Here is a 25,250-nt window from a genome sequence, read left to right as displayed (position 1 = left end):
GTCGGTTACTCGAGTGGATCACCCTCGAGGTTTTCCGACTGATGAGCGACGACGGTATCTGTGCAGGGGGATTGTGCTTTTTCTGTGCCCCTTCGATGAAACAGTTCTTTAATCGCTCCTAGAGTTCGGCGAGCGGCAAAGCCATCTCCGTAAGGGTTGATCGCATTAGCCATGGAATCATAGAGGGATTGATCCGTTAGGAGCGCGTTGACTTCTTTTACTATTACGTCCTCGCTCGTCCCAATCAGCGCGGCAGTGCCGGCCTCCACGGCTTCTGGACGCTCAGTGTTGTCCCGCATTATGAGTACGGGTTTCCCTAAGCTGGGCGCTTCTTCCTGAACGCCACCAGAATCAGTCAGTACTATGTGCGCTAACGATAGAAGTCGAGTGAATTCCCCGTAACTCAGGGAGTCTGTGATTATGATATTAGCTTTGCCTTGAAGGGCAGGCAGCAGTGCTTCACGGACTGCTGGGTTCCTATGTGCTGGTAATACAACTGTCAGGTCGATGTTTTCATCCGCGATTCGCAGGAGCGCTCGAGCGACTCCACGCATTGCATCACCCTGATTTTCGCGCCGGTGAGTAGTGACCAATAGTATGCGTTTGTTCGTAGCCGAGAGTTCCTCAAGGCGTCGATCAGTGAAAGAAACTCGCTTTTCAGCGGTAGCAAGCAGCGCATCTATAACAGTATTTCCTGTTACAACTATGTCCTCCTCTGACACGTTTTCAGCGAGCAGATTCATTTTGTTCGTAAGCGTAGGTGCCAAGTGCAGGGTTGCTATTTGGGAGGTAATCTTCCGATTTGCCTCCTCAGGAAAAGGGGAGAACGGATTGCCCGAACGTAAGCCAGCCTCAACATGCACCACAGGGATCCCGTGATAGAAGGCCGCAATAGCCGCCGCCGTTGAAGTAGTAGTGTCCCCTTGCACTACGATGGCGTCAGGTCTCCGTGATTGAAATAACCGGTCCAAGCCCTCCATCGTTCTAGTCATGATTGAAGTCAGCGACTGGCGCTGCTGAATGATATCCAAGTCATGCAACGGGACGATACCGAAGAGGTCGTTCACCTGGTCAAGCATTGCGCGGTGCTGTCCAGTAACGGTCACCACACACTCAAAATCTTTAGAGTCTTCGAGCGCTTTGACAATTGGAGCCATTTTGATTGCTTCAGGACGGGTGCCATATATTGGCATGATTACAGGCACAAGCGTCCCCCAGATCTTCGAGTGATTGACCGGTTCACCTTATCTCAGCAAGACGAGTGCAACGACGAGAGCGGGAATCGCCAAGGCCACCGTTATCGTGACTACTAGGGCTACGAGCCGCTTACGGCGATACACCGCCTCAATGGGGCGCCCGGGCGCGTCAGCTACAGCTCGCTCGTAGCCTTGTTCCTCAGATATGGGAGGAGACTCGGGCTGTCGCCGCCCTTTGGGAGCTGCTTCGCGTCTCTTTCCAACCGCTACTTTCAAATGTCGTGCTGCTGGTAGGTGCGACTCGTGATCGACCAAGCCCCTGCACCTCCATAATTCCCGCCGTCAACAGATTCTGTACCACTATAGTGCGCAGGCTGATATATGTGGCGCGTGCTATCCACAGCGAACACCGCAATATCACCCGTGCCCAGTACCGTGGAACCATGCCACTCACAGTCGCCCAATTGAGCGAGTCTGACCTGCTCGAACGCATCTTCCCGCGCCTTCGCACCGGGATTCCCTGGCAGGAGTGCGTCGTCGTCGGTCCAGGTGATGACGCCGCGGTGCTCGCCGTGGCGGACGGCAGGGTTGTAGTTTCCATTGATACCCAAGTGCAGGACATGGACTTCCGGCTCCAGTGGCCCAGCGGCTACCACACCACAGGTTTCGACGTCGGATGGAAAGCTGCGGCGCAGAACCTCAGCGACATCAATGCCATGGGTGGTAGGGCAACCTCGCTTGCCGTCAGTCTCACCCTTCCTGGCAGCACCGATGTGCAGTGGGTCGAAGACCTCGCGGATGGACTCAACGCCGCCATCCGTCAGCTCGGCGCAGACGGGTGTTCGGTCATCGGGGGAGACATCGGAGCCGGCGCACAGATTGCGGTGACCGCCGCTGTCACCGGGTCCCTTGAGGGTCGCAAACCCGTCCTGCGCTCTGGGGCGCAACCCGGCGACGTCGTCGTACTGGCAGGAACCGTGGGGCGCGCTGCCGCTGGGCTTGCACTGCTCGAGTCCACCCATGAGTACAGTTCGCTTCAAGCAGAACACTTGAATCTTGTGCAAAACCAATGCTGTCCGCTGCCGCCGCTGGCCGCTGGCCCGGCCGCCGCGGAGGCCGGTTCCACAGCGATGCTGGACATCTCGGACGGCCTGGTGAAAGACGCACAACGGCTCGCTTCCGCCAGCGGTGTGCGGATCGACTTCGATCCCGAGGTGCTTAGCAGCCTTGCGGAACCACTCCGCTCCGCCGCCGATCTGCTTGGAATAGATCCCATGGAATGGGTGCTGGGAGGGGGCGAGGATCACGGTCTGCTGGCCACCGTTAACCCGATCGTTATGCCCCTGCCCGGCTTCACTGCGGTAGGCTCGGTAAAGGCCGGGTCCAAAGGAGTGACCATCGGGTCGCAGTCGCCAGCCAACGTGGGATGGGATCACTTTGCAGACTAAAATCACCGCGAACGCGACAGCGATGAAGCGATGGTTAAGCAAAGCGGAAGAGTCCCTCGGCAACCACAGTGACCGGCTGAACGCCATCAACATTTTTCCCGTAGCCGACGGTGATACCGGCACCAACCTGTACCTCACTGTCCGCGCTGCCGCGCAGGCTGTACACGATCTTGAGACCCATGACCTGGGTGATCTCCTGAAGATTGCCGGTCAGGCTGCCATGGAAGACGCCCGCGGCAACTCCGGAACCCTCTTCGCGGTATTCCTCGCTGCAATCTCCGAACCACTTCACGGTGCACAGCGCCTCTCCGGCCCGCTCCTTGCGGCCGCACTCAACCGCGCGCAGATCCGCAGCTGGTCCGCCCTCAGTGACCCCGTCCCCGGCACCATGCTCTCCGTCCTCGAAGCTGCAGCGCTCGGCGCCGCGACCGTTGACCAGGCGCACAATGGCGATGACAGCAACCACGCCCTCGCCATGACGCTGCAAGGCGCCGTCGAAGCCGCCCTCGAAGCCGTTATCCACACCGAAAGTCAGCTGGGCGCCCTCACCGAAGCACAAGTGGTCGACGCCGGGGGAGTAGGCTTCCTGCTCATCATGGACGCACTCCGCGCTGCCTCGCTCGGCGAGGAACTGCAGGACGAGCTGCTTGACGGCCTCCACGGGTACGATGTGCAGGCACCACACATCCACAACGGCATGCCAGCAGAAGGCGTTGAGGTGATGTGCACCATAAACCTCAGCCCCCTCGACGCCGCAACCCTCCGCCTCCACCTCGACGAAGTGGGGGACTCAGTGATCATGAGCGCCGTCACCGAAGTTGAGGAAGGCTACCGCTGGCGCGTCCACGTCCACGTCCCCGAAGCCGAGCCTGCACTCAAGCTAATCGAAGAAGCCGGCCAGCCCAGCCACATCTCGGTGACCGAACTAGCGGGCGCAGGCGCCGTTGTCGCCCAGGACGGCGCCTAATCAATCGTCTTAGGCGGTTGATTAGTAGGCTGCTTCATCCATCGTGGAGAGAACCATTACGGCATCCTTGAGCGCTGAGCCTGCCTTCAGAGCGGCAAGAACGCCGAGCGCACTCGCCACCGCGACCAAGGACCGACTACCAGCGTGTACCAGCTCGTGATTACTAACCATGATCTGCGACCCTTTCTGCCGTTTCTACCTAGTTACAGAAAGGTAACGCCCCCACCTTGGAAAATCTTGTAAGCACCCTGTAGAACCTCAGCGCGTCGCTACGTGGCGCTGGGACATAAATGCTCCGCTGCCGCTCGCTGCATAATTGCAATGCGTTCGCGGGTTTCGTCTGTTACTCCTGGCTCGGAGTTCTCAAAATCCTCAATTGTCTTCCCTTCGACGAGCTGCGAACACACGTCCTCGCCGACCACAAGAATCTGCTCGTCGGTCAAAAACTCTGCGTCCGGGGCTTCAGCTCGAACTGCCGTCAAGAATGCTGAGGGGTCCGGCTTGCTTGCGGTTGCGGAGCAGCCCGTGGCTAGAACTGCAGTGATGACGACAGCAAACATACGGTTAACTTTCGACACCTATGCTCCTTCAATCGGTTGGTTTCAATAGCCTTGCAGGCACCAACCCCAACAACAAACTTGCAGGCAAGAACCTCACCAACAATGGCGCCTTCAAAGAGGCGGAGTCGATGTAGTGGACGAACAGCGGGGAGGTTAGTCTGGAACGACGCTGAATTCAGCCAAGCTTTGGAGAAAAATGTCTCACCCACCCACTGAACCCAACAACAACGTGCCGCCTGCCGAGGGCGCCAGAGCGCCCCATCAAGACCGCAAGCGTCCAAGTCCTCGAATGATTATCGGCGGTTCGGCTGCAGCACTCGCGCTCGTGGCCGGTGCGTTTGTAGGCGTTTCTGTACTCGCGAATGACGGCGTGTCAGAAACTAGTCCAAGTGTTGGTACGCCTCCGCCGCCCGTCTCCGGAGCTCCTTCCGCCCCAACTTCCGAACCCTCACCGTCGGAGGCGTCTTCCGAGCCGTTGCCGGCTGCGCCGACGGTGTTTTATGAGCAGGCGGGTCCGCCTGCGGGTTCGCCGTTGGAGGTTGTGGAGCCGATGAGTGTGTCGGTCAGTGATGAGCAGACGGGCACGGTTCTTCCAACGGGTCTTGTTGGTATTTCTTTGGAGGCAACGGATCTTGCTAATCCTCAGCTCTCCGGGGATAACCCTGAGATAGTTACGAGTTTGCAGGGGTTGGGGCAGCCGATGCTGCGCTTCGGTGGCAATGCTGTTGACCGTCGCTTCTTCTGGACCTCGTCCGGGGAGCCGCTTCCTGCCGGGCTGGAGGGCGATAAAGCGCATCCGGTGCGGGCTGCGGGACCGGCGGACCTGGAGCGCATCAACACCCTGCTGGTCGCAGCGGATGCCACCATCAGCCTGACCGTGGACCTTGCGCACTTCGATCCTGCCCGTGCCGCGGACATGGCCAAGCACGCCTCGAACATCTTCGGTGACCGCCTGGTGGGTATCACCGTGGGCAATGAGCCCAATGGTTATCCGAAGACCGGTCTGCGTCCGGATGACTGGTGGATCGAGGACTACCTGGCCGAGTTGAAGCAGTACGCGGAGGCGATGTACGCCGTCGCGCCCGACGTCGCGATCGTTGGACCGGGAACATACTCGGAGTCCTGGTGGGAGCCCTTCGCCCAGGCTGAGATCCCGCAGGAGAAGATTCTGTCCTTTCACCATTACCCGCTGTCCCAGTGCGACGGCGCCCAGGATCCGTTGGGTGAGCCGATCATGGAGAACCTGATGGCCGCGCCGATCCATGAACGTGCCCAGGATTACCGGTTGCAGGCAATGGCACCGGCGAATGCGGCCGGGTTGAATACGTGGATCCCGGAGACCGGCATCTCTGCCTGCCCCGGGTCCAACGAGACCACCGAAACCCACGCCTCGGCACTGTGGACCGTTGACTACGCCCTCAGCGCAGCAGAACTCGGGATTCCCCGGCTGAGTTTCCACAGCTCCCTGATTACCTGCCAGGGCGGACCGCCGATGTCCTCCATCTGCACCGGCGGCGAGTACTTGGAACCCGATGGCACGTTCCACGAACGGGCCAACTGGTACGGCCAATCACTCGTGGCCGATCTGCCCACCGGCTGGTTCCTCGAATCCTCACAGCAGGGCGGTGGGCTGGCCTACAGCTACGCCGTCAGGCATGAGGACGGCAGCATGAGTGTGATCCTCGTGAACCAGAACAACCCCCAGACAGCTGCTCCCACCGACGTGACAATCACCCTGCCCGAAGGCGCCCGCACCGGTGTCATGACGCAGATGACCGGGCCGTCCTACGGAGCGCACAACGAGACACGCATCGATGGACAACCAGCACCACCCATCCCAGCCCCGGAACGGCCCTCCATCCCCGACTTCGAACCAGGCACCACCGAGGTCACCCTCCCGATCACCGCCGGAACGGCAACCGTCTTCACCTTCACCTTCTAGCGTGTCGCAGAGCCCCCGAACTCGCTCCGCTCGTTCGGGGGCTCTGCGTTCCTAGTGTCCTGCGCCGTAAATTCGTTCAATAAGTTGTAGAATTGGGGTATGCCACGAACCGGTCGCCCCAAAGCCGAACTGACACTGACTGATGATGAACGCCAGATCCTGACCCGGTGGGCCCGTCGTGCCAAATCATCACAAGCGCTGGCTTTGCGCTCGCGTATTGTCCTGTCCTGCAGTGAGGGAAAGACGAATAAGGATGCTGCTGCCGCGCTCGGGGTCACCTCGCCCACGGTCGCGAAATGGCGCTCGCGTTTCATCGAGCACCGGTTGGATGGGCTCGTTGACGAACCTCGCCCCGGGCGGCCCGCGACGATCACGGCCAACCAGGTCGAAGACGTCGTGGTGTCTACCCTGGAACACACGCCGAAGAACGCCACGCATTGGTCACGAGCGAAGATGGCCGAACGCAGTGGACTGTCGAAATCGACGATCGGGAGAATCTGGAAGGCCTTCGACCTCAAACCACACCGGGCTGATGGGTTCAAGCTCTCCAACGATCCTATGTTTGTGGAGAAGGTCTATGACATCGTGGGTCTCTACCTCAACCCGCCCGAGTCGGCAGTCGTGCTCAGCGTCGATGAGAAGTCCCAGGTCCAAGCACTCTCCCGATCGCAGCCAGCGTTTCCGATGATGCCGGGCATGCTAGAGAGACGCACCCACGACTACGCCCGCCACGGCACCACGAGTCTCTTCGCGGCTCTGAACGTCGCTGATGGGACCGTGATTGCCTCGACGCATCGGAAGCATCGGGCGATCGAGTTCCGGAAGTTCCTGACCAAGATCGACAAGGAAGTCCCCGACCATCTCGATATTCACGTCATCTGCGACAATTACGGCACGCATAAACACCCGACGGTCAAGACCTGGCTCGACAAGCAGCCCCGGTTCCATATCCATTTCACTCCGACATATTCGTCATGGATCAACCAGGTCGAGAGGCTGTTTGCCGAAGTCACCCGGGACCTACTCCAACGCAGCGATCACCGCAGCGTGCAGGCATTGGAAAAAGACCTCAGGGAATGGGTAAAAGCCTGGAACGAGGACCCGCAACCCTACGTGTGGACCAAGACCGCCGATGAGATCCTGGAATCCCTATCCCGACTAATGCAACGAACTACCGGCGCAGGACACTAGCTTGTCTCCCAGCAGAGGCAAAACGGGTGCCCTGCGGGATCGGCATAGACCTGGAAACCCTCCGGCGCCGAAAGGTTCTCCGCCGGCTGCAGCAGACGCGCGCCCAGTGACATCGCCTTCTCGTGTGCCGCCTGGAAATCGTCCACGTGAAGGTCCACATGCAGTTGCTGCGGAGTGCCGGCCGGCCACTCCGGCGCCACATGATCCGGAGCCAACTGCACCGCGTACCGTTTTTCCCCATTGATCCAGATGGAATGCCAGTCATCGTCAGCTTCCACCGTGCCATCGAGGAGGCCTGCCCAAAAGGCGCTCTCGGCGTCCATATCCGCTGCATCGAAAACAGTGATTTGTCGGGTGATCTTCATTACGTCATCGTTCCACGACCCAGTGCACACGGGAACCTCCTGTCGCCGGATTTCTCCCGGACGGACGGTACGAATCGCGGTGGGATAGTCTCTGTTGAGCGCTGATCGGAAGGCAGGGATGGATACGGATACCAGGGCGGCATCGACACGAACCGCGAGGTTCGGCTTCGCCTTCATCGGCGTCCTGCTCATCGCGGTCAACCTGCGCGTCTCCTTCGTCAGCGTGGGCCCGGTGCTGGACAACATCAGCAGCGACCTGGAGCTCACCAGCGCTGCCGCGGGGTTCCTTACCGGGCTGCCGCTGATCGCCTTCGCCGTCTTCTCTCCGGTTGCGCCGGCCTTCGCCTCCCGCGTTGGCCTCGACCGCGCGCTGTGGTTCTCGCTGCTGATCCTGGCCGCGGGCATCATTCTCCGGTCCCTGCCCATCCCCGGGCTCATCTGGGTAGGCACCGCGCTGATCGGCACGGCCATCGCATTCCTCAACGTCCTAGTGCCCTCCCTCGTGAAACGCGACTTCCCCAACCGGGTCAGCCAGGTCACTGGCAGCTACACCGCCACCCAGGCGGCCTTCGCGGCTCTGGGGGCCGCCGTCGTCGTACCCGTGGCGCAAACCTCGCCGGCGGGATGGCGGCTGGCGCTGGGAATCTGGGCGGGCCTGGCGCTCATCGCCCTGGCGGTCCTGTTGCCCTGGCTGCGACGGCATGCCGCGAATCGCCCGGCGCAGCGGCAGGGAGAGGCCGCATACCGGTCGCCGTGGAAATCCGCGCTCGGCTGGCAGGTCACCCTGTTCATGGGCCTGCAGTCCATCGCGTTCTACGTGCTGATGGCGTGGCTGCCCACCATCGAACAGAGCCGCGGGGTCTCCGCGGCCACGGCCGGAGTGCACCTCTCGGTCTTCCTGCTGGTCAGTGTCTTCGCCAGCCTCGGAGCCGGCGCCCTCCTGCACCGTGGCTCGGACCAGCGGTTAATCGCCGTCGTCACCAGCGCGCTCACCTTCGTGACCTTCGCCGGGCTTGCCCTTGCACCGGCCCTGACGCTCCTCTGGGTGCTCGCGGGCGCCGTGGGGTGTGGGTTCTTGATCGTCATCGCACTCTCGCTGTTCAGCCTCCGCACGGTGAACTACCCGCAGGCGGCGGCGCTCTCCGGCATGGCGCAGTCAGTGGGTTACGGACTCGGCGCTGCCGGGCCGGTGTTGTTCGGCGCGCTGCGCGACCTCAGCGGCGACTGGACGCTGCCGCTGCTGACCACGGCGGTGATCATGATCGCCCTCTGCGTAGCGGCCTGGCTTGCCGGACGCAACCGGGTGATCGGCGCGTAGCTCAGGCGATCTCGGCGAGGTCCGGCTCGTTCGCGGCCATGGCGCTGACCAGCAGGCCGTCGCGGGTGGAGTTGATGACGTTCACCAGCGCCCTGCGCAGTTCCTCTTCGGCGAGCCTGTCGCCACCCACCGGAGCGCCAACGCCGCGCTGAACCGCTCCCAGAACCTCACGACCGGAAGCGGTGATCGACACGTACGTCACCCGCCGGTCAATCTCGCTCTTGCACCTGCGCACAAGGTCCCGGTTTTCCAGCCGCTCCAACGACTTGCCGATCGTCTGCGCCTGGACCCTCACAACCTCAGCCAATTCCACCTGGCTTATGGTCTCCATCGATGCGAGAACCTTCAGGATGGTGACCCCGGAGTGGGTGACGCCCAGGCTGCGGAGCCGCTCATTGTCGCGGTTCTCATTCAGCCGCGCGGCGGTGCTCAGCAAGCGGCTCGTGGACCAGTGTGCAGTATCCATGTCATGACCTTCCAGCCCCAGGCGCGCTGATCGACACGAAATGCAGCACGCACAAACGAAAACCGGTGGTACGACACCGGCTCAGGCACCCAGGCAACCGAAGCGGACGTTCGCATAGATAGGAAGGGCGCTTAGTGAAGTATCCTATGCGAAGAAAGTTGATGTTTGTACCATCGAAAGGCGGAGGTTGTGGGGGAATCTGTATCCTTCGAAACCGAACCGGACACCACGGAACTGGAGTCCACCGACGCGGCTCAGCAGGAAGAGCGGTCACTCCTGGAGGAGTTGCAGGACATCATCCTCGCGACCTCCGACATGCAGGAATTCCTGAACGAACTGGCTGTCCTGTCAGCGCGCAGCGTGAGCCACCTGGGCGAAGACGTGCTGTGCGGGATCACGCTCCGCCGTCGTCGTCGTGCTGCCACTGTTGCCTGCAACAGTCCGGAAGCCAAGGCGATGGACGAACTTCAGTACGCCTACCAGGAGGGCCCGTGCCTGACCGCGGCAGAGGAGCAGCGCACCATTGTCGTGAGCGACTTTCAGACTGACGGACGCTGGCCCGAGTATGCTGAGGCCGTCGCCCAGCACGGTATGCGGTCCATCCTCTCCGCGCCCTTCACCGTCGGCCCTGGTGCCAACGCGGCCCTGAACCTCTATTCCTATGAGAAGAACGCGTTCGACCACGGCGCCGTCACCTTCGCTCAAAGCTACGCCCGCCAGGCGTCCAAGGGGCTGCAGCTGGCCTTGCGGATGGCCCAGTACAGCGAAGAGGCCCAGAACCGCGGACGCGCCATGGAATCGCGAACCGACATTGATGTGGCGGTCGGCATTGTCATGGCACAGAACCGGTGCAGCCAGGAGGAGGCCTTCTCGATTCTCCAGCGTGCCTCGACCACACGGAACGTGAAGCTGCGCGTGCTCGCTGCCGAGATGGTGGAGAAGATCTCAGGCACGACGCCGGAGACCCACTTCGAAGAATAGTACACAATTTGCTGTACTATGGGTGGCGTGGAAACACTGGTTCATTCGTCTGTCCTCGCCCGTTTCGGGTACGCGGTTTCAGACCCGACGCGGGCAAGCATTCTGTTGGCCCTGCGGGACGCCCCTGCGTATCCAAGCGACCTCGCTGAGCTCCTTGGCGTGAGTCGCCAGAGCCTTTCCAACCACCTGTCCTGCCTGCGCGGCTGTGGCCTGGTGGTGTCGGTTCCGGAGGGGCGGCGGGCACGCTATGAGCTGGCTGATCCGAAACTGGGGCACGCGCTGACAGACCTCCTGGGCGTTGTGGCAGTAGCGGCGCCCGAGTGCTGCAGTGCCTCGGGGGAAGAGGGCTGCTGCGGATGAGCTCCCTCACCTCCAGCCGCGCACCGCTGACCTCGGAGCGCCGCGGGGTGCTGTCCCGGCGCATCCGAATCTTCGTCGCCGCGACCATCACCTACAACATCGTTGAAGCAATCGTGGCCATCGCCGCCGGAACGGTGGCCTCCTCGAGTGCGCTGATTGCTTTCGGCCTGGATTCGGTCATTGAGGTGACTTCCGCCGCCGCGGTCGCCTGGCAGTTCTCCGCCAGGGATCCCCAGGCGAGGGAGAAAACCGCTCTGCGCTTCATCGCGTTCTCCTTCTTCGGCCTCGCACTGTTCGTCGGGTTCGACGCCGTGCGTGCACTGATCACAGGCGCTGAAGCCAGCCACTCCGCCGTCGGCATTGTGCTCGCCGCCGTGAGCCTTGCCGTGATGCCGCTGCTGTCCTACCTCCAACGGCGGGCGGGCCGCGAGCTGGGGTCGAAGTCGGCGGTTGCAGACTCCAAGCAGACCCTGCTGTGCTCCTACCTCTCCGGGGTCCTCCTGGTTGGACTCCTCCTCAACAGCCTCCTCGGCTGGTCCTGGGCAGATCCGATCGCCGCACTGGTCATCGCCGGTTGGGCCATCAAGGAGGGCCGAGAGGCGTGGAGGGTGATGCCTGCTGCGCAAACCCCCTCGCGAAGCACGAGACCGAGGCCACGGCGGACTCCAGCGGCTGCTCCTGCTGCGACTGACACGTTCCCCCTATTCCTGTCCGCAAGTGAAAGATCGGTAAATGTCATCCTCCCGGCGCGCCATGACGCTGCCCAACAAGATTGCCCTCGGCTTCCTTCTTCTCTCCGCACTGGCCCTTGTCGGCTTCTTCGTTGCCTCAAACGCGAATGACGCCACGGAACGGGAAGACCTCGCCGCATCCGCGCAGGTGCTCCGCGAGAACAGCCACAGACTCTCCTCGCCCGAGGACGAAAAGGCGGTGCTGGTCGAGTTCCTGGACTTCGAATGCGAGTCCTGCGGCGCGGTCTACCCCTTCGTGGAAGAACTCAGGGCGGAGTATGGCGATCAGGTGAGCTTCGTGAGCCGCTATTTCCCCCTGCCCGGGCACCCGAACTCGATGACAGCGGCCGTGGCCGTGGAGGCAGCCGCCCAGCAGGGTGAGTTTGAAGCCATGTACCAGCGGATGTTCGAGACCCAAACCGAGTGGTCCCACAGCGACCAGCCCCAGGCCCCTACCTTCCGCAGCTATGCCGACAGCCTGGGGCTGGACATGGAAGCCTACGATACTGCGGTGGCGGACCCGGCAACCCAGGCGCGCGTTATGCTCGACAAGATGGACGGAACTGGTCTGGGCGTCAGCGGGACACCCACCTTCTTCCTCGATGGCGAACTGATCGAGCCCGCCACCCAGGAGGAATTCCGGCAGCTCATCGAAGCCGCGATCAGCAGCTGAAAAGGAATCCACCGATGCATAGACCCTTGGCGGCCGCCGACTCCGGTTCGAGCACAGAACAGGGCGGTTTCCTGCAGGACCGGCCGCTGGCCTTCATCCTCCTGATAACCGGCACGGTGGGGTGGATAGCGTCGGCCATCCTGGTGCTCGAACGCCTTGCCGTGTACGAGGATTCCGGCCACGTCACCAGCTGCGACGTCAATCCGTGGGTCTCCTGTGGGCGGGTGTTCCAGACCTGGCAGGCCTCGCTCTTCGGCTTCCCCAACCCGCTGATCGGCATCGTGGCCTTCGCGGTCATCATTACGACGACGGCGGCCCTCCTCGCCGGGGCCCGGCTGGCCCGTTGGTACTGGCTCGGTCTGCAGGCCGGGGTCACAGCGGGCTTTGTGTTCGTCGTCTGGCTCTGGAGCCAGGCCCTCTTCGACATCCACATTCTGTGCATCTACTGCATGGTTGTCTGGGCGGCGATGATCCCGCTGTTAGTCCTGCTTACCATCCGCAATCTTGACCGCGGCGTTCTACCCGCTCCGCGTGGCCTTGTCCGCTTCCTCACCGAATGGGCGTGGGCCATAGTGGTCCTGCTCTGGGTGGGTACCGCTGCCTCCGTGTTCTTCAGCTTCCTTCCTGTCTTCACCGGGTGAGGACAGGAAGGAAGCGTCAGCGAAACCTCTACTTGGCCAGGAAGTCGATCAGCACACGGTTCCACTCATCGGCGTGGCTCACGTTGCAGCCGTGCGGGGCGCCCGCGATCACGTAGAGCTCGCTGTTCGTCAGCGCAGCGTGGGTGCGCTGCCCGGAACCCTCGAACGGAACTGTGGCATCGCCGTCGCCATGAAGAACCAGCGCGGGCACGCTGACGTTCGGCAGATCATCCCGGAAGTCGGTTGACCCGAACGCGGTCATGCAGGCCAGCGCCGCCTTCTTGTCTGCCTGCTTGCACAGGGTGATGGCCTCCTGCCGCTGCTGCTCAGTGACCTTCAGCTCGCCGTTGACGGAGAAGAACTCGGTGGTGAACTGGTCGTAGAACGCGTCCTCGTCCTTGGTCAGCTCGGCGCCCATTTTCGCGGCCTCCGACTTGGGCAGTGGGCCCTCGGGATTGTCATCCGTCTGCATCATGAAGGGTGGTACCGCCGAGGCGAAGACAACGCTGCGCAGCCGCTCCGCGCCGTACTTGGTGAAGTAGCGGGCAACCTCACCACCGCCCATCGAGAACCCGACCACCGTGACATCATCCAGGTCCAGTTCCGTTAGCAGCGCGTGCAGATCCCCGGTCAGGGTGTCATAGGTGTAGCCGGTCATCGGCTTGTCGCTGCGGCCGAACCCGCGGCGGTCGTAGCTGATGACGCGATAGCCGGCGCCCTGGAGTGCACTGACCTGCTCCTTCCAGGACTCGCCCGACAGCGGCCAGCCGTGGATCAGGACAACGGGACGGCCCGAACCGCCGGTGTCATCAACGTGCAGGTTGGTGTCCTTGAAAAGACCATGGTGTGCGGTAACTTCCGTCATGTCGCTCGCCTTTCTTCGTGGGTACACTGCCTCTTTCATCGCCCACCCTACGTATTTAGTAAGCAGGCTGCCTATGGTTCGGAGGCATCGCCTCGGAGGATTGTCGGTGCCCTCGACTAAGCTCGAATCGTCCGCCCATACGGGCGGCTTTGCTGACTCGACCCCAGGAAAGGGTTATGGAGAACAGACGTCCGGCCGAACTTGCCTCCCCGCTGGACCCGGAGGTTATTGGCAAGCAGCGAGTCAAGGAGCTTGGGAGCGCCCTGGGCATCCACTCCGTCGGCCAGCTCCTCAACCATTTCCCGCGCGCGTACCTCGATCACCGGGCGCCCACCCCGCTGAGCGAGCTTCCGTTAGGGGAGGAGGTCACGCTCATCGCCCGGGTGCAGTCAGCCAATGATCGCCGCATGCGCACCCGGAAAGGCATGCTGCTGGACGTGGTGGTGACGGACGACGACGCCGGGCGCCTGGGCACCATGCATCTCACCTTTTTCAACGGGTACACCGCGAAACGCGAGCTTACCCCAGGGGTTCGCGCGGCTTTCACCGGCAAGACCGGGAGTTACCGCGGGCAGCTCACGCTGACCAATCCGCGCTATTCCCTATTGCACGACGACGGCGCGGCGGACCTTGAGCTCCTCAAGCCGACGCCCGTCTACCCTGCTTCCGAGGGGATCACCAGCGAATCCATCCAGGAATCCATCGGCAAGGCGCTGGACAGCCTGGTCCACTCGCAACTGAATGACCCCATACCGTTCGAGATCGCGCGCCGCGACAAGTTCATGAACATCACCCAGGCGTACGAGATGATTCACCGCCCCAAGCAGGTGGAGGATGCCTACCGCGCACAGCACCGCTTCCGCTACCAGGAGGCACTGGTCCTGCAGACGGCACTGGCACGACGCCGGGTCCAGACACTCGCGGAGGAAGCGACGTCGCGTCCGCCCCGCGCCGGCGGGCTGCTGGAGCAGTTCGACGCCGCACTTCCGTTCACCCTCACCGACGGTCAGTTGGTGGTGGGGGAGCAGTTGGCCAATGATCTCGCCGCGGCGCACCCGATGAACCGTCTGCTGCAGGGTGAAGTGGGTTCCGGTAAAACCCTGGTGGCGCTGCGGGCGATGCTGCAGGTGATTGACGCCGGCGGTCAGGCCGCACTGCTGGCGCCCACCGAAGTCCTCGCCGCCCAGCACTTCCAGTCCATCACCCGCACCCTGGGCCCGCTCGCGGAGGGCGGCATGCTCGGCGGCGCCGTGGACGGAACCAGGGTGGTACTGCTGACGGGTTCCATGTCCACGGCCCAGCGGCGTCAGGCAATGCTGGATGCCGCATCGGGGGACGCCGGAATTGTGATCGGAACGCACGCGCTGCTGTCCGAGAACGTCCAGTTCTTCGACCTGGGGCTGATCGTGGTGGATGAACAGCACCGCTTCGGTGTGGAGCAGCGTGATGCGCTTCGAGCCAAGGCCTCCGCTATACCGCACGTACTGGTGATGACGGCCACGCCCATTCCCCGCACTGTCGCCATGACAGTATTCGGGGACCTCGACGTCTCCACTCTCACCGAGCTTCCCGCAGGGCGGGCGCCCATCGCGACCCACGTCGTCGGGCTTTCCGAGAATCCGCGCTGGATTTCGCGGGTGTGGACGCGTGCGCGGGAAGAGATTGACGCCGGGCGGCAGGTGTATGTGGTGTGCCCGAAGATCGGCGACGCGCAGTCGGACAGTGACAGTCCGGACGCCGTCGAACTCTACGAAGGGCCGCCGGCGAACAAGCAGCAGCTGACATCCGTCGTCGAACTCTTCGAATCGCTGACGGAAGTTCCCGCAATGGACGGGGTCAGCATAGGCGTTCTCCACGGCCGGTTGGATCCGGCGGAGAAGTCAGAAACCATGGCGCGCTTCAATGAGAATGCCGTGAGCCTGCTGGTCTCCACGACGGTGATCGAGGTGGGTGTTGACGTACCCAATGCAACCCTGATGGTCATCATTGACGCCGACCGCTTTGGCATTTCGCAGCTGCACCAGCTGCGCGGGAGGATCGGGCGTGGCGGCCACCCGGGAACGTGTCTCCTGGTCACCGGGCTTGAGCCGGAGCATCCCAGTCGGGAGAGGCTGGACGCCGTTGCTTCCACTACCGACGGATTCGAACTCTCACAGAAGGACCTCGAACTGCGGAGGGAGGGTGACATCCTCGGTGCGTCGCAGTCCGGTGGGCGTTCAGCGCTGCGTTTCCTGAAGGTGATCCAGCATGCAAGCGTGATCGAGAAGGCGCGGAAGGACGCCCAGGAACTGATCGAAGCGGATCCGGCGCTCACGGAACACCCGGAGTTGGAGGAAGCGCTGGATCTTTACCTGAACGAGGAGAAGGAAGCGTTCCTCGAACGGGGGTGAGGCGCGCCGCTAGTAGGCGCGGGGCGTCCTTGCGGGAATGAGCCGGAAGCGGGACCGCTCCGAAGCCGGGATGAGTGCCGTCAACTCCCGGTGTCCTGCGAGGTAGCTGCGGACGACAGGGCAGAACGGCATGACGGAGAGCCTGCGCTTGTGCAGATTCTCCAGCACATTTCCCACCAGGTAGGTGTCCAGCCGGGCGTGCCTGAACCGCCGGTCAATCATCGTGTGAAGGAGCCAGATCTGCCCGTTCCGGGATTCGTATTGCACATGGCCGGCATGATCGCCGTCGACATACAGCTCAAAGCGGCTCAGCCGGGCATTGTCGCGTACTGCGGTTCTCATGGCGGGTTCCCCTCGGAAATGCTTCCTATGGCTCCCTGCTGAACCTGAGTTCAACTGTACAAGATGAACAGCCTGCTGATCAATCTACTTAGACGATCTAACTATCGAAATGTGTCTTTACATCCGCGGAGCCGCTGGCAGAAGCAACAACTGCCGACGCGACCTCGCGCAGCTTGATGTTGCGGTGGCTGGAGGCATCCTGGAGAAGCTTGAAAGCGTCCTGCTGGGTGCAGCGGTTCTGGCCCATCAGTATCCCCACTGCAACATCAATAACAGTGCGGGATTCCAGCGCCGCCTTGAGATCGTGATTGATCTCCCGATCGCCAGCAACCTTGACTGCCAGGCTGAGCGCCCGGGACGTGCGCAGCGCATGGGCTTTTGCCGTCCGGATGGCTTCCTCACTAAACCTGTCCGGCGATTCGCTGTACAGGTTCAACGCCGCCTTGGCATCTCCAATCAGGTCGAATGGGACGGCGAGGATGGAACGCATGCCCTGGCGGACAATTTCCGCCGCATAGTCCGGCCAGCGCAACTCATGAATGAGATCCGGGGCATACATAATTTCCTGTTCACGTGATGCGCGCAGGCACGGGCCGTCATCGTAGCTGTACTGAATCTCGTCCACAGCCCGGCCACGCTCATTGCTGCTGGCAACTGTTGCCGCGCGGTTGTGCCGCAGCAGTGTCACCCCGCAGAGCAGCTCACCGTCCTCATCGAGCTGCTCGACCGAGAAGAGGGCGAGCTCGGAGAGGAAGTCGTGGACATCCTTGCTGTCCAGCACGGCATCGACCAGCCGGCCTTCCGGTAAAAGCTCCTGGGACTCTTGATGGGCCATGCGGCCTCAATTCACGTTGCGCCCCGCAATGTGCTGGAACACCCCGGACGCCGTCACACGCAGGCGAGGTGAGACTCAGGCTCACGATCGAAAAGCTGGTGTTGCGACCGGTTCCGGCCGTGCATTAACTCTACCGCGTCGCGGGCTCCCGTCGATTGTCCGGGCATTGAAGAGTAGGGTTGAACGCATCGGTTCGACTGCGTCGGCGTCCGTCGGTTGCGGTTGGCCGGATCGAAAGAAAGGTGGGGAGCGCCAAGCCGTGAAATCTGACCTCCCGCTCGACGAGTTGTCGCTGACCATGGCTCGCGTGAGCAACCTCCTCCTCACTGAAGAGACGGTCGACCGGGCAATCGTCCAACTGGCGGCTGCGGCGAAGGCGATGCTTCTCGGCTCGCTGGGCGCCGGCATAACCCTCATCGATGCGCGTGGGCGGAGAACCAGTGCGGGTAGTACGGATTCTTTGGTGAGGGTGCTCGATAATTTGCAATACGAAGCTGGCGAAGGCCCGTGCCTCACCGCGTGGGCCTCCGGGCAGCCGGTCATCATCAACGATCTAGGTGCGGAAACACGCTGGCCGCGATGGACGGCGTCGGTTTATGCAGAGCCGGTACGGTCGGTTGTGAGTGTCCCCTTGATTTACAATGCTGAACCGCTTGGTGCACTGAAGGTGTACGCGGCAGATGCGGACGCCTTCGACCGGAATGCGGTGCAGACGCTTGTGCGATTTGCCGAACCGTCCGCAATCCTCCTTTCACATGTGCAAACCTCGGCGCTTCCAGCCAAACTGAGTGCGACGTTGGTTCAAGCACTGAGCAGCCGCAATGCCATCAGTGTGGGCAAGGGGATCCTCATGGAGCGGCTCAACCTCGACGAAGAGGCGGCTACCGAAGAGATGATTCGTCAATCGCGCACACAGGGCGTGGCCCTCCGATCAGTGGCGGAGCGCTCATCTCGGATCGCCCGGTGAAGCGCGCATAAGGTACTCACAATGAATTCCAGATCACAACAGGGGAACAGCGACGCTGGAAATGAGGAGACCCAGCGGCGCCTTATCGGCAAAGCAGTACGCCACTCACGCCTGGCGATCAATGATGTCTGGATGTATTACTTCAGTATCGGCGGAACGGTAGGGGAGTACGAGATCGAAGCCTTCCTGCATGCTTCCTATTCGTTGCCTCCGCTCCAGAGAGACATCCTGGCGCACGCAGTCAACGAGATGATCGACGAACTGGCTCCGCCGCCCCGCGCACCCTACTGCGACGACGTTGCAGAGGAGCGCCACAGGCGCGCCGAGTCCACACGCGATTCTCGGACGCAGGGGAGCGCGGGAGAGCAGCACGACGGCTGAAGCCGAACTTCAGCCGCCTAGCGAATTAGGCTACGCCTGATTTCAACTCTCGCAGCCGCAGCTCGTCGCAAATTGCTTCGTAGCGCTCCATAGCCCGCAGGTCGGGCGCCTCAGAGTCGAGTTCGTCGAAGAGGGCGTCAGACATCTGCGCCAGTTCGGACTCCGGCACTGCGGAGAGGTCTACTGGAAAGGTGTCATCCGCGGTTGGTTCCATGCCGAAGCCCGCGTAAACATCATCGCTGATCAAGTATTGGAGGTAGGGCTCGAAATCAGAGTCCACATGAGCGTCCATTTAGGTGCACTCCCACAAGGTTGGAAAGATCTCGTGGCTCGCTGCTGAACCTTTCGCCAGTGTAGCTGCATGCAGCTGGCTCGCAACACCCGGTACCGGTTCACAAGCCAAATAAAAAACTAATAAGCATGCTTCCAATTAGGTGTCTACAGTGTCTAGTCTTGATCCACCGGGACATTTCGGGGGAGTCCTTGAGCCAATCAACTTTCAAGGAGACGACATGATCACGCAGGAACACATCGACCGGATCCTCGACGGCAACGGAAACGTGGTTGACCAGGACGGCAACAAGATCGGATCCGCCGGGCAGGTCTACGTCGACGACCACACGGGTGAGCCCAGCTGGGTGACAGTGCGCACGGGCCTCTTCGGTACATCCGAGTCATTTGCTCCGCTTCAGGGCGCAAACATGGATGGCGACGACGTCCGTATTGCCTACACCAAGGATCAGGTGAAGGATGCGCCGAAGGTGGATCCGGACCAGAACCTCAGCGAAGCAGAGGAAGAAGAGCTCTATAGTCACTACGCCCTGACCCGGCCGGGTACCGGCACGGGTAACGGGTACGACGACGGATCGGCTGCCGACCACGGCACGTACGCAGGCACCACCACCGGCTCCGATGACATGGGTGATTCCCGTCCGGGAATTGCCGATGTCGGCGACCGCGACCGCGACCCATACGACGCGGACCGGGGTGACCGCGCTGTTGGCCACGACACGTCCGGTCCCACTACCGACGACGCCATGACCCGCTCCGAGGAGCGACTCCGTGTGGGAACCGAAGACCGCGAAGCCGGGCGCGCGCGCCTTCGCAAGTACGTTGTAACCGAGAACGTGACCGAGACTGTGCCGGTGCAGCGCGAGGAGGTACGTGTGGAGCGCGAGCCGATCACGGACGCCAACCGCGGCGATGCCTATGACGGCCCGGACATCAGCGAAGAGGAGCATGAGGTCACCCTTCACGAGGAACGTCCGGTAGTGGAGAAGGAAGCCGTACCGGTGGAAAGGGTTCGTCTGGACAAGGAAACAGTGACGGATGAAGAGACCGTCTCTGAAGATGTCCGTAAGGAAGAGGTCGAAACAGAAGGAACCGATCGCCGTCAGCGCGGTTTCTGATCGGAGTCGATGTCAGCCATGAAGAAATTGCTGCTGCAGGCACTTCGTTGGTTGGGCGGACGGCGCCTGCTGAGGCAACGGACCTTTCCGAACGCGTGTGCCGGCTCAATACCGCACAACTGTGCAGGGCGTGGCGGGTCAGCTTCCTTGCGGTGATCAGCGCCAAGACAGAGCAGGAGCTGGAGCAGCTGACGCAGAAGCGCCGGTTCTACCTGGAGGAACTGGAGCGTAGGAACCCGCAGGGCTTTGCCGCGTGGTTGAACTCCAACCCGCGTGCCTCAAGTGATCCGGAGCCATATCTGCTCGATGACGCGAACGGACGGCAGGGCGCCCAGTAAATCTTTGCTGAAGGTCAGGCCTGACTCGCTGGGACGGCCGTGACCACCACATTCTTGCCCCAGGGATCCTCGGTATAACAGCTGATGAGGACCAGGCGATTTGGCACGATGTCCCAAATGTCGCTGTCCTTCAGGGTGTCCTTGTCATGGGTGGTGATGGAATCGACCACATACCGTTGCTCACCGGACTTGGTGTACAGGATGATCTCATCTCCCACCTCGGTGTCCGTGCTGAGGTGGTTGAACGGCGCTTCGCGGTCTTGCCAGCTGTGCCCGGTGATGTAGGTGGTGTCTTTCGAGCCGTTGCCGGGCATCCCGTAGCTGGTCAGCCAGTACCCGTCCAGGGTGAAGGGTGGAACCAGGGACTGGGACGCCTGGTCCTCCGCCGTGGGCGTCAGCGGCAGAACCGCGACGTCGATCCCCGCGGACTCGACAACCAGCCGCTCCGGTGCCGCGGCTTCGGGGCCCTCGTCTGATTCGGCGGCTTCGGCCGTGGTCGGTGTTGGTGCAGGCGCCGCCGTTGCGCTGGTTGCCTCGTGGGTCGGAGCGGTTTCGGGAGCAGCTTCCGGCCCGAATCCGCCGATGAGTGCCGCCCCCAGCGCGAGGGTGGCCAGCACGGCCGCCCCCGCGCCCCAGTACCGCAAACGCGGACGGGGAGCGGGGGCGGCATCGTGCTGTGGATCTGTCATGCGCTTAGGTTAGCCGCGTTCTACGCTGCGACGGCGAACGACGACGACGGCGCCAGCCGCAGCTACTGCCCCAAGTCCGGCCAGCCCAAGCAGGAAGGCGACGTTCGCCGGGTCCGTAGCTCCGGCGTCGGACACTGCTGCGGTCTGGATGTTCAGGCCGCGCTGCTGCTGCTGTGCCGCGACGGTGACTGCAGGCTTCACTGCAACGCCGGAGCACGCAGCGATGGTGGCGTCAGCGAGTGCAACGAGCTGCTCCGGATCCGTTCCCGGTGTGGCGCCGAGCGTCACGAGGGCTGCATCCAGTTCGGTTGCAGCCGCGCCCCCCTGTGCCTCCAACGCAGTGATTTCAGGAGCCGAGTATGCAGCGATCGAGGCCGCCTCGAGGGCAGCGTTGGCTTCCTCCGAAGCGGTGATGGCCGCTTCAACAGCGGCGTCGGCCGCCGTAGCCTGTGCCTGTGCGGCCACGGTCACTGCAGCGGCAGCGTTGAGGGCTTCCTGTGCGGCGGTTTGCTCCGCTACAGCGAGAGCGAGTGCTTCGTCATCACCAGGCGGAACTTCATCGACTGCAGTGTCGGCGGCTTGGAGTCGAAGATCTGCGGCGGTCTCCACAGCGATAGCGGCGTTCAAAGCAATAGTGGCCTCGTCCGAGACACCGAAAGCTTCCCCGACGGCGGCGTCGGCGGCAGCGACCTCGTCCTGGACACTGGCTTCCGCCTGGACGTAAAGGGCTTCGAGCTGAACGCCCACTGTCTCGAGAACTGCGATGGAGGCCCGGATCTGGTTGGCCAGCGTGAGATCCGCTGAGGCAACGCCCAGTTGCGTGCCGAGGGCGGCCTGGGCCGTCAGGCACTCGGAGGACCCGGGTGCTGCTGTTGCCGGGGCAGCGGCGAATGCCGAGCCGGTTACCAGAAGTGCTGAGACACCTACAGTGAGCAGGCTGGAACGAGTATTCATTTGTGTTCTTTCTGAGAATGCCCCCAAGTCCCCCTTGAGCGGCGAGCGCCGGACGCACATTCGCGGACGCGGCTGCTTTCGGCTGGACTAATTGGAACATGCGGGACCGCTTTCTGCCAGTAGGCTTAGCGTCTTTTCTGTGGCAGACGTCACGCACAGGAGGCGCTGTAGAGATTCGTTGATTAGAGTTCTTCCTCATGAGTCGAATCATCGCGGGCGCGGCAGGGGGAACAACACTGACCAGTGTGGCGGGGCAGGCCACCAGGCCCACCACCGATCGCGTCAAGGAAGCGCTGTTCTCCCGGCTCGACGCCTACAACGTGCTCACCGGTGCACATGTGCTGGATCTCTTCGCCGGCTCCGGCTCGCTCGGCGTCGAAGCCGCGAGCAGGGGAGCGGCCACTGTTGACCTCGTTGAGTCCGCCGACCGCGCAGCTGCGGTCTGCCGAACCAACGCCGAAGCGATCAACTCCGTGCTCGGCTGGACTTGTGTGCGGGTGCACCGCTCGAAAGTCGAAACTTATCTGGACCGGGTTCCTGCCGGTCAATCGTGGGACCTTGTGCTCCTTGACCCGCCGTATCCGCTCGCGGACGCCCCGCTGATGGCCATCCTCGGGGCGCTGGCTCAGCACCTGGCGGAGGGCGCCGTCGTCGTACTGGAACGCTCCGCACGCTCGGGGGAGCCGGACTGGCCAGTTGGCCTGGCCCGCTTCGCGGAGAAGAAGTACGGCGAGACGCGGCTCTGGTACCTCGAGCCTGCCTAGATCCTCGTCACGGCGCTGCCCTGCACCGAGCGGACAGCCGCGTCTCATCTAACTCTCATCCCTAGTTCATCTGCACCCCATGCGGCGTCCGTACGGTGTTTCACAGAGCAACATCAGGAACATCAACGAATGCAGCTAGGGGATTCATCATGCGGTTATCTGTCATTGGGTGCGGTTATCTGGGCGCGGTCCATGCAGCCTGCATGGCGAAGCTGGGACACGATGTCGTAGGTATCGACGTCGATCCCGCAAAGATCGCGGGCCTCAACGAGGGGCAAGCGCCCTTCTTCGAACCCGGCCTCCCCGAACTCCTTGCCGATTCACTGGGCACCGGCAGGCTGCGCTTCTCCACGGACATGGCCGACGCCGCCGGCTCGGCAGTGCACTTTGTGGCAGTCGGTACGCCGCAGAAGCGTACCGAGAACGGAGCGGACCTCACCCACGTCTACGCCGCAGTTGACGCACTTCTTTTGCATCTGCGTCCCGGCGACATCGTGGTGGGCAAGTCCACGGTCCCTGTCGGGACAGCGCGCGACCTCTCCCTTCGGATCGCCGATGGTTGCCCGGGCGCCTCGCTGGTGTGGAACCCGGAATTCCTGCGCGAGGGATTCGCCGTGCAGGACACGCTTGAGCCCGACCGCCTGGTGTACGGCTTGGCCGACCCCGCGAATGGCGCCCAGCTGATCCTCGACGAGGTTTATGCGCAGGCGCTCGCCGACGTTCGGCCGCGCCTGGTCATGGACTATGAGACCGCTGAGCTCGTCAAGGTGTCTGCGAATGCGTTCCTCGCGACGAAGATCTCCTTCATCAACGCGATGGCTGAGGTGTGCGAGGCATCGGGCGCCGACGTGTCACTGCTTGCTGATGCCATCGGGCACGACGTCCGGATCGGCCGGAAGTTCCTCAATGCCGGCCTTGGGTTCGGCGGCGGGTGCCTGCCCAAGGACATCCGCGCGTTCATGGCACGCGCAGGCGAACTTGGGGCCGATCAGGCGCTGACCTTCCTGCGTGAGGTGGACTCCATCAACATGCGCCGCCGCTCCCGCATGGTGGACCTGACCCGTGAGGTTTGCGGGGGTTCTCTGCTCGGCCAGCGCATTGCGGTGCTGGGACTCGCATTCAAGCCAAATTCCGACGACGTGCGCGATTCACCCGCACTCAGTGTTGCCGCGCAGCTCCAACTGCAGGGCGCGGCCGTCACTGCATGCGATCCGGAGGCAGTCCCGAACGCTGCCCGGCGCTTCCCGGAGTTGGCCTACACCACCTCCGTGGAGGAAGCGGTCCAGAACGCCGACGCCGTAGTTGTCCTGACCGAATGGGAACAGTACCGGACGCTCGACCCCGCAGCTCTCGGCCGGCTGGTTGCGCGCCCGGCAATCGTGGACGGCCGCAACTGCCTGGAACCCTCGGTCTGGCGTGACGCCGGGTGGACGTACCGCGCGCTGGGCCGTCCCAAGGCGGCGGCCGTGGCTGCCGCGCCGGTTGCCGTGCCTGCCACGCCGGTTGCCGTGCCCGCCGCGCCGGCCGCAGTTCCTGCCACGCCGGTTGTCGTGCCTGCCGCGCCGGTTGCTGTGCCTGTGCCTCTTCCGGCTTCGCCCCTCGCCTAAGGGGCCGCAACCACTTACTCCATCGACTCTCCCCAAATGGGCCTTTTGACGGGGTTTTAGCCCCTCAGAAGGCCCATTTGGGGAGAGTGGTTGTGTGCGTCAGGTGCCGGCCAGCTTCAGAATCTCAAGTTCGACATCGATGCCCAGGAAATCCTCCGGGCGTCCCGTGGCGATCTTCATGTTGAGAACCCGCGCGGTTGCGGCCGGAATGAGCGTCGCCAATGGATACGTGCGTCCCTCCGGGTGAGGTGTCAGCGCGAGCTTGGCAAGTTCAGCGGCGGCCTTCTCATCGAAGGGGAGAACCCGCCGGTGGAGCGCGCCGTCGAGCGCCGCACGCATTGCCCGGTGGCGGGCCTCGCGGAAGATGGCTTCCGGTGCCCGGCGGATCGCGGCATAGACCTCGGCCAGGGCCAGCGCGGTGGTGTGCGGCTTGGCGGGAAGTTCTTTCACCCACTCCTCGACGGCGGTATTGTCCGTCCGGACCAGGGCCAGCAGCACATCCGAGTCCATGATCATCACGCCGCAACCTTCTGCTGAGCGTGGGCATCGCGGCTCTGCGCCGGCAGGTCGAGCAATCGAAAGGCCGAGCGGCGAGGCGGAAGAAGCGCCGGGCTGAGCCTGACGAAATCGATGGACGTACGCTGGAGATCGGTGTACCAGCGCGGCAACGGAATCATCGCGACCGGATAATTGGCGAGCTGGGATTCCCACGGTAGGTCCGCGAATCGCCGGAGGAGCAGGCGTAATTCGACTTGCATGGAGCGTCCGTTCGATGCGGCAATGCGCTTGATCTCATCTGCCGTGTGCTGGTCGACGTCGCGAATACTGATGTTCGGCATGGGGGTCTTTCTTCTGGGATTCCGCCTGCGG

At 62.7% G+C, this 25,250-nt stretch carries 29 protein-coding genes and 1 pseudogene; 17 read left to right on the top strand and 13 right to left on the bottom strand.

All coding sequences use genetic code 11. From position 1 onward, the window contains the following. Positions 1–5 precede the first annotated feature (5 nt). Complete coding sequence (gene wecB, locus BJ994_RS08520) at positions 6–1,205, bottom strand: non-hydrolyzing UDP-N-acetylglucosamine 2-epimerase (protein WP_167993329.1); 1,200 nt, start codon at positions 1,203–1,205, stop codon at positions 6–8. Between the two features lie 434 nt (positions 1,206–1,639). Here wecB and thiL point away from each other — a divergent pair, with 434 nt between their 5' ends. Next, entirely contained in the window at positions 1,640–2,644 is a 1,005-nt protein-coding gene (gene thiL / locus BJ994_RS08515) for a thiamine-phosphate kinase (protein ID WP_167993327.1), read from the top strand. A 22-nt stretch (positions 2,645–2,666) separates the two neighbouring features. Next, on the top strand, positions 2,667–3,611 hold the full coding sequence (locus BJ994_RS08510) for a DAK2 domain-containing protein (RefSeq protein WP_167993324.1): 945 nt from the start codon (positions 2,667–2,669) through the stop codon (positions 3,609–3,611). A 21-nt stretch (positions 3,612–3,632) separates the two neighbouring features. Here the strand turns inward: BJ994_RS08510 and BJ994_RS08505 are convergent, their stop codons facing one another. Together BJ994_RS08505 and BJ994_RS08500 are read right to left on the bottom strand one after the other, a co-directional pair. Next, entirely contained in the window at positions 3,633–3,782 is a 150-nt protein-coding gene (locus tag BJ994_RS08505) for a hypothetical protein (RefSeq protein WP_167993322.1), read from the bottom strand. A 98-nt stretch (positions 3,783–3,880) separates the two neighbouring features. After that, entirely contained in the window at positions 3,881–4,189 is a 309-nt protein-coding gene (locus tag BJ994_RS08500; RefSeq protein WP_167993319.1) for a DUF732 domain-containing protein, read from the bottom strand. A gap of 178 nt (positions 4,190–4,367) precedes the next feature. Between BJ994_RS08500 and BJ994_RS08495 the strand changes: the two genes are divergently transcribed. Both BJ994_RS08495 and BJ994_RS08490 read left to right on the top strand, forming a co-directional pair. After that, complete coding sequence (locus BJ994_RS08495) at positions 4,368–6,113, top strand: hypothetical protein (RefSeq protein WP_167993316.1); 1,746 nt, start codon at positions 4,368–4,370, stop codon at positions 6,111–6,113. 99 nt (positions 6,114–6,212) lie between these two features. After that, complete coding sequence (locus BJ994_RS08490; protein ID WP_167993314.1) at positions 6,213–7,304, top strand: IS630 family transposase; 1,092 nt, start codon at positions 6,213–6,215, stop codon at positions 7,302–7,304. On the opposite strand, the gene BJ994_RS08485 is transcribed toward BJ994_RS08490, so the two are convergent. Then, positions 7,301–7,669, bottom strand: a complete 369-nt coding sequence (locus BJ994_RS08485) for a VOC family protein (protein ID WP_167993312.1) — start codon at positions 7,667–7,669, stop codon at positions 7,301–7,303. The genes BJ994_RS08490 and BJ994_RS08485 overlap by 4 nt on opposite strands. Before the next feature lie 118 nt (positions 7,670–7,787). Between BJ994_RS08485 and BJ994_RS08480 the strand changes: the two genes are divergently transcribed. Further along, the gene (locus BJ994_RS08480) at positions 7,788–8,987 is read left to right on the top strand and encodes an MFS transporter (protein WP_167993310.1); all 1,200 of its coding nucleotides are present in this window, start codon (positions 7,788–7,790) and stop codon (positions 8,985–8,987) included. Position 8,988: 1 nt separating this feature from the next. Here BJ994_RS08480 and BJ994_RS08475 read toward each other — a convergent pair whose 3' ends face one another. Then, a complete protein-coding gene (locus BJ994_RS08475) occupies positions 8,989–9,453 on the bottom strand; it encodes a MarR family winged helix-turn-helix transcriptional regulator (RefSeq protein WP_167993308.1) in 465 nt (154 codons plus the stop codon). 189 nt (positions 9,454–9,642) lie between these two features. Between BJ994_RS08475 and BJ994_RS08470 the strand changes: the two genes are divergently transcribed. The 5 genes and pseudogenes from BJ994_RS08470 to BJ994_RS08450 all read left to right on the top strand — a co-directional run bounded on the left by BJ994_RS08470 (position 9,643) and on the right by BJ994_RS08450 (position 12,839). Continuing rightward, a complete protein-coding gene (locus BJ994_RS08470) occupies positions 9,643–10,434 on the top strand; it encodes an ANTAR domain-containing protein (RefSeq protein WP_342450325.1) in 792 nt (263 codons plus the stop codon). A 27-nt stretch (positions 10,435–10,461) separates the two neighbouring features. Continuing rightward, on the top strand, positions 10,462–10,794 hold the full coding sequence (locus tag BJ994_RS08465) for a metalloregulator ArsR/SmtB family transcription factor (protein WP_167993306.1): 333 nt from the start codon (positions 10,462–10,464) through the stop codon (positions 10,792–10,794). Continuing rightward, positions 10,791–11,485, top strand: a pseudogene (locus BJ994_RS08460) (cation efflux transmembrane domain-containing protein). The gene BJ994_RS08465 and the pseudogene BJ994_RS08460 overlap by 4 nt, the downstream one beginning before the upstream one ends. Before the next feature lie 62 nt (positions 11,486–11,547). Further along, positions 11,548–12,198 (top strand): DsbA family protein, encoded by a 651-nt coding sequence (locus tag BJ994_RS08455; RefSeq protein WP_209067945.1) that lies wholly within the window; start codon positions 11,548–11,550, stop codon positions 12,196–12,198. Between the two features lie 14 nt (positions 12,199–12,212). Next, positions 12,213–12,839 carry a vitamin K epoxide reductase family protein gene (locus BJ994_RS08450; RefSeq protein WP_167993302.1) on the top strand — a complete coding sequence of 209 codons (627 nt, stop codon included), beginning with the start codon at positions 12,213–12,215 and terminating at the stop codon, positions 12,837–12,839. 28 nt (positions 12,840–12,867) lie between these two features. Here BJ994_RS08450 and BJ994_RS08445 read toward each other — a convergent pair whose 3' ends face one another. Continuing rightward, complete coding sequence (locus BJ994_RS08445; protein ID WP_167993300.1) at positions 12,868–13,704, bottom strand: alpha/beta fold hydrolase; 837 nt, start codon at positions 13,702–13,704, stop codon at positions 12,868–12,870. A 176-nt stretch (positions 13,705–13,880) separates the two neighbouring features. On the opposite strand from BJ994_RS08445, the gene BJ994_RS08440 reads away from it, so the two are divergent. Continuing rightward, the gene (locus BJ994_RS08440) at positions 13,881–16,094 is read left to right on the top strand and encodes an ATP-dependent DNA helicase RecG (protein WP_167993298.1); all 2,214 of its coding nucleotides are present in this window, start codon (positions 13,881–13,883) and stop codon (positions 16,092–16,094) included. Positions 16,095–16,103: 9 nt separating this feature from the next. Here the strand turns inward: BJ994_RS08440 and BJ994_RS08435 are convergent, their stop codons facing one another. Both BJ994_RS08435 and BJ994_RS08430 read right to left on the bottom strand, forming a co-directional pair. Beyond that, the gene (locus BJ994_RS08435; protein WP_167993296.1) at positions 16,104–16,436 is read right to left on the bottom strand and encodes a GNAT family N-acetyltransferase; all 333 of its coding nucleotides are present in this window, start codon (positions 16,434–16,436) and stop codon (positions 16,104–16,106) included. Positions 16,437–16,533: 97 nt separating this feature from the next. Then, a complete protein-coding gene (locus BJ994_RS08430) occupies positions 16,534–17,271 on the bottom strand; it encodes a GAF and ANTAR domain-containing protein (RefSeq protein ID WP_167993294.1) in 738 nt (245 codons plus the stop codon). A gap of 259 nt (positions 17,272–17,530) precedes the next feature. On the opposite strand from BJ994_RS08430, the gene BJ994_RS08425 reads away from it, so the two are divergent. Together BJ994_RS08425 and BJ994_RS08420 are read left to right on the top strand one after the other, a co-directional pair. Continuing rightward, a complete protein-coding gene (locus tag BJ994_RS08425) occupies positions 17,531–18,238 on the top strand; it encodes a GAF domain-containing protein (protein ID WP_167993292.1) in 708 nt (235 codons plus the stop codon). A gap of 21 nt (positions 18,239–18,259) precedes the next feature. Then, a complete protein-coding gene (locus BJ994_RS08420) occupies positions 18,260–18,619 on the top strand; it encodes a hypothetical protein (RefSeq protein ID WP_167993290.1) in 360 nt (119 codons plus the stop codon). Positions 18,620–18,644: 25 nt separating this feature from the next. On the opposite strand, the gene BJ994_RS08415 is transcribed toward BJ994_RS08420, so the two are convergent. After that, on the bottom strand, positions 18,645–18,899 hold the full coding sequence (locus BJ994_RS08415) for a hypothetical protein (RefSeq protein ID WP_167993288.1): 255 nt from the start codon (positions 18,897–18,899) through the stop codon (positions 18,645–18,647). A 232-nt stretch (positions 18,900–19,131) separates the two neighbouring features. Here BJ994_RS08415 and BJ994_RS08410 point away from each other — a divergent pair, with 232 nt between their 5' ends. Together BJ994_RS08410 and BJ994_RS08405 are read left to right on the top strand one after the other, a co-directional pair. After that, complete coding sequence (locus tag BJ994_RS08410; protein ID WP_167993286.1) at positions 19,132–20,028, top strand: YsnF/AvaK domain-containing protein; 897 nt, start codon at positions 19,132–19,134, stop codon at positions 20,026–20,028. Positions 20,029–20,075: 47 nt separating this feature from the next. Further along, positions 20,076–20,366 (top strand): hypothetical protein, encoded by a 291-nt coding sequence (locus BJ994_RS08405; protein WP_167993285.1) that lies wholly within the window; start codon positions 20,076–20,078, stop codon positions 20,364–20,366. 14 nt (positions 20,367–20,380) lie between these two features. Here BJ994_RS08405 and BJ994_RS08400 read toward each other — a convergent pair whose 3' ends face one another. Both BJ994_RS08400 and BJ994_RS08395 read right to left on the bottom strand, forming a co-directional pair. Next, positions 20,381–21,055: a class F sortase gene (locus tag BJ994_RS08400; RefSeq protein ID WP_167993284.1), complete on the bottom strand. Its 675-nt coding sequence runs from the start codon at positions 21,053–21,055 to the stop codon at positions 20,381–20,383. 9 nt (positions 21,056–21,064) lie between these two features. After that, positions 21,065–22,009, bottom strand: coding sequence for a hypothetical protein (locus tag BJ994_RS08395; RefSeq protein ID WP_167993283.1), 945 nt, complete (start codon positions 22,007–22,009; stop codon positions 21,065–21,067). Positions 22,010–22,206: 197 nt separating this feature from the next. On the opposite strand from BJ994_RS08395, the gene rsmD reads away from it, so the two are divergent. Together rsmD and BJ994_RS08385 are read left to right on the top strand one after the other, a co-directional pair. Further along, positions 22,207–22,773, top strand: a complete 567-nt coding sequence (gene rsmD, locus BJ994_RS08390) for a 16S rRNA (guanine(966)-N(2))-methyltransferase RsmD (protein ID WP_167993282.1) — start codon at positions 22,207–22,209, stop codon at positions 22,771–22,773. A 149-nt stretch (positions 22,774–22,922) separates the two neighbouring features. Beyond that, positions 22,923–24,380, top strand: coding sequence for a UDP-glucose dehydrogenase family protein (locus BJ994_RS08385; RefSeq protein ID WP_167993281.1), 1,458 nt, complete (start codon positions 22,923–22,925; stop codon positions 24,378–24,380). A 99-nt stretch (positions 24,381–24,479) separates the two neighbouring features. Here BJ994_RS08385 and BJ994_RS08380 read toward each other — a convergent pair whose 3' ends face one another. Both BJ994_RS08380 and BJ994_RS08375 read right to left on the bottom strand, forming a co-directional pair. Further along, a complete protein-coding gene (locus BJ994_RS08380; protein ID WP_167993280.1) occupies positions 24,480–24,899 on the bottom strand; it encodes a PIN domain-containing protein in 420 nt (139 codons plus the stop codon). Further along, positions 24,896–25,219: a FitA-like ribbon-helix-helix domain-containing protein gene (locus tag BJ994_RS08375; protein WP_167993278.1), complete on the bottom strand. Its 324-nt coding sequence runs from the start codon at positions 25,217–25,219 to the stop codon at positions 24,896–24,898. The genes BJ994_RS08380 and BJ994_RS08375 overlap by 4 nt, the downstream gene beginning before the upstream one ends. Between the last annotated feature and the right edge of the window lie 31 nt (positions 25,220–25,250).

This window comes from Arthrobacter pigmenti, assembly GCF_011927905.1.
In the GTDB taxonomy this organism is placed as follows: Bacteria; Actinomycetota; Actinomycetes; order Actinomycetales; family Micrococcaceae; genus Arthrobacter_D; species Arthrobacter_D pigmenti.
The sequence above is the reverse complement of the archived record's forward strand: the minus strand, read 5'-3'. Positions and strand labels throughout refer to the sequence as shown.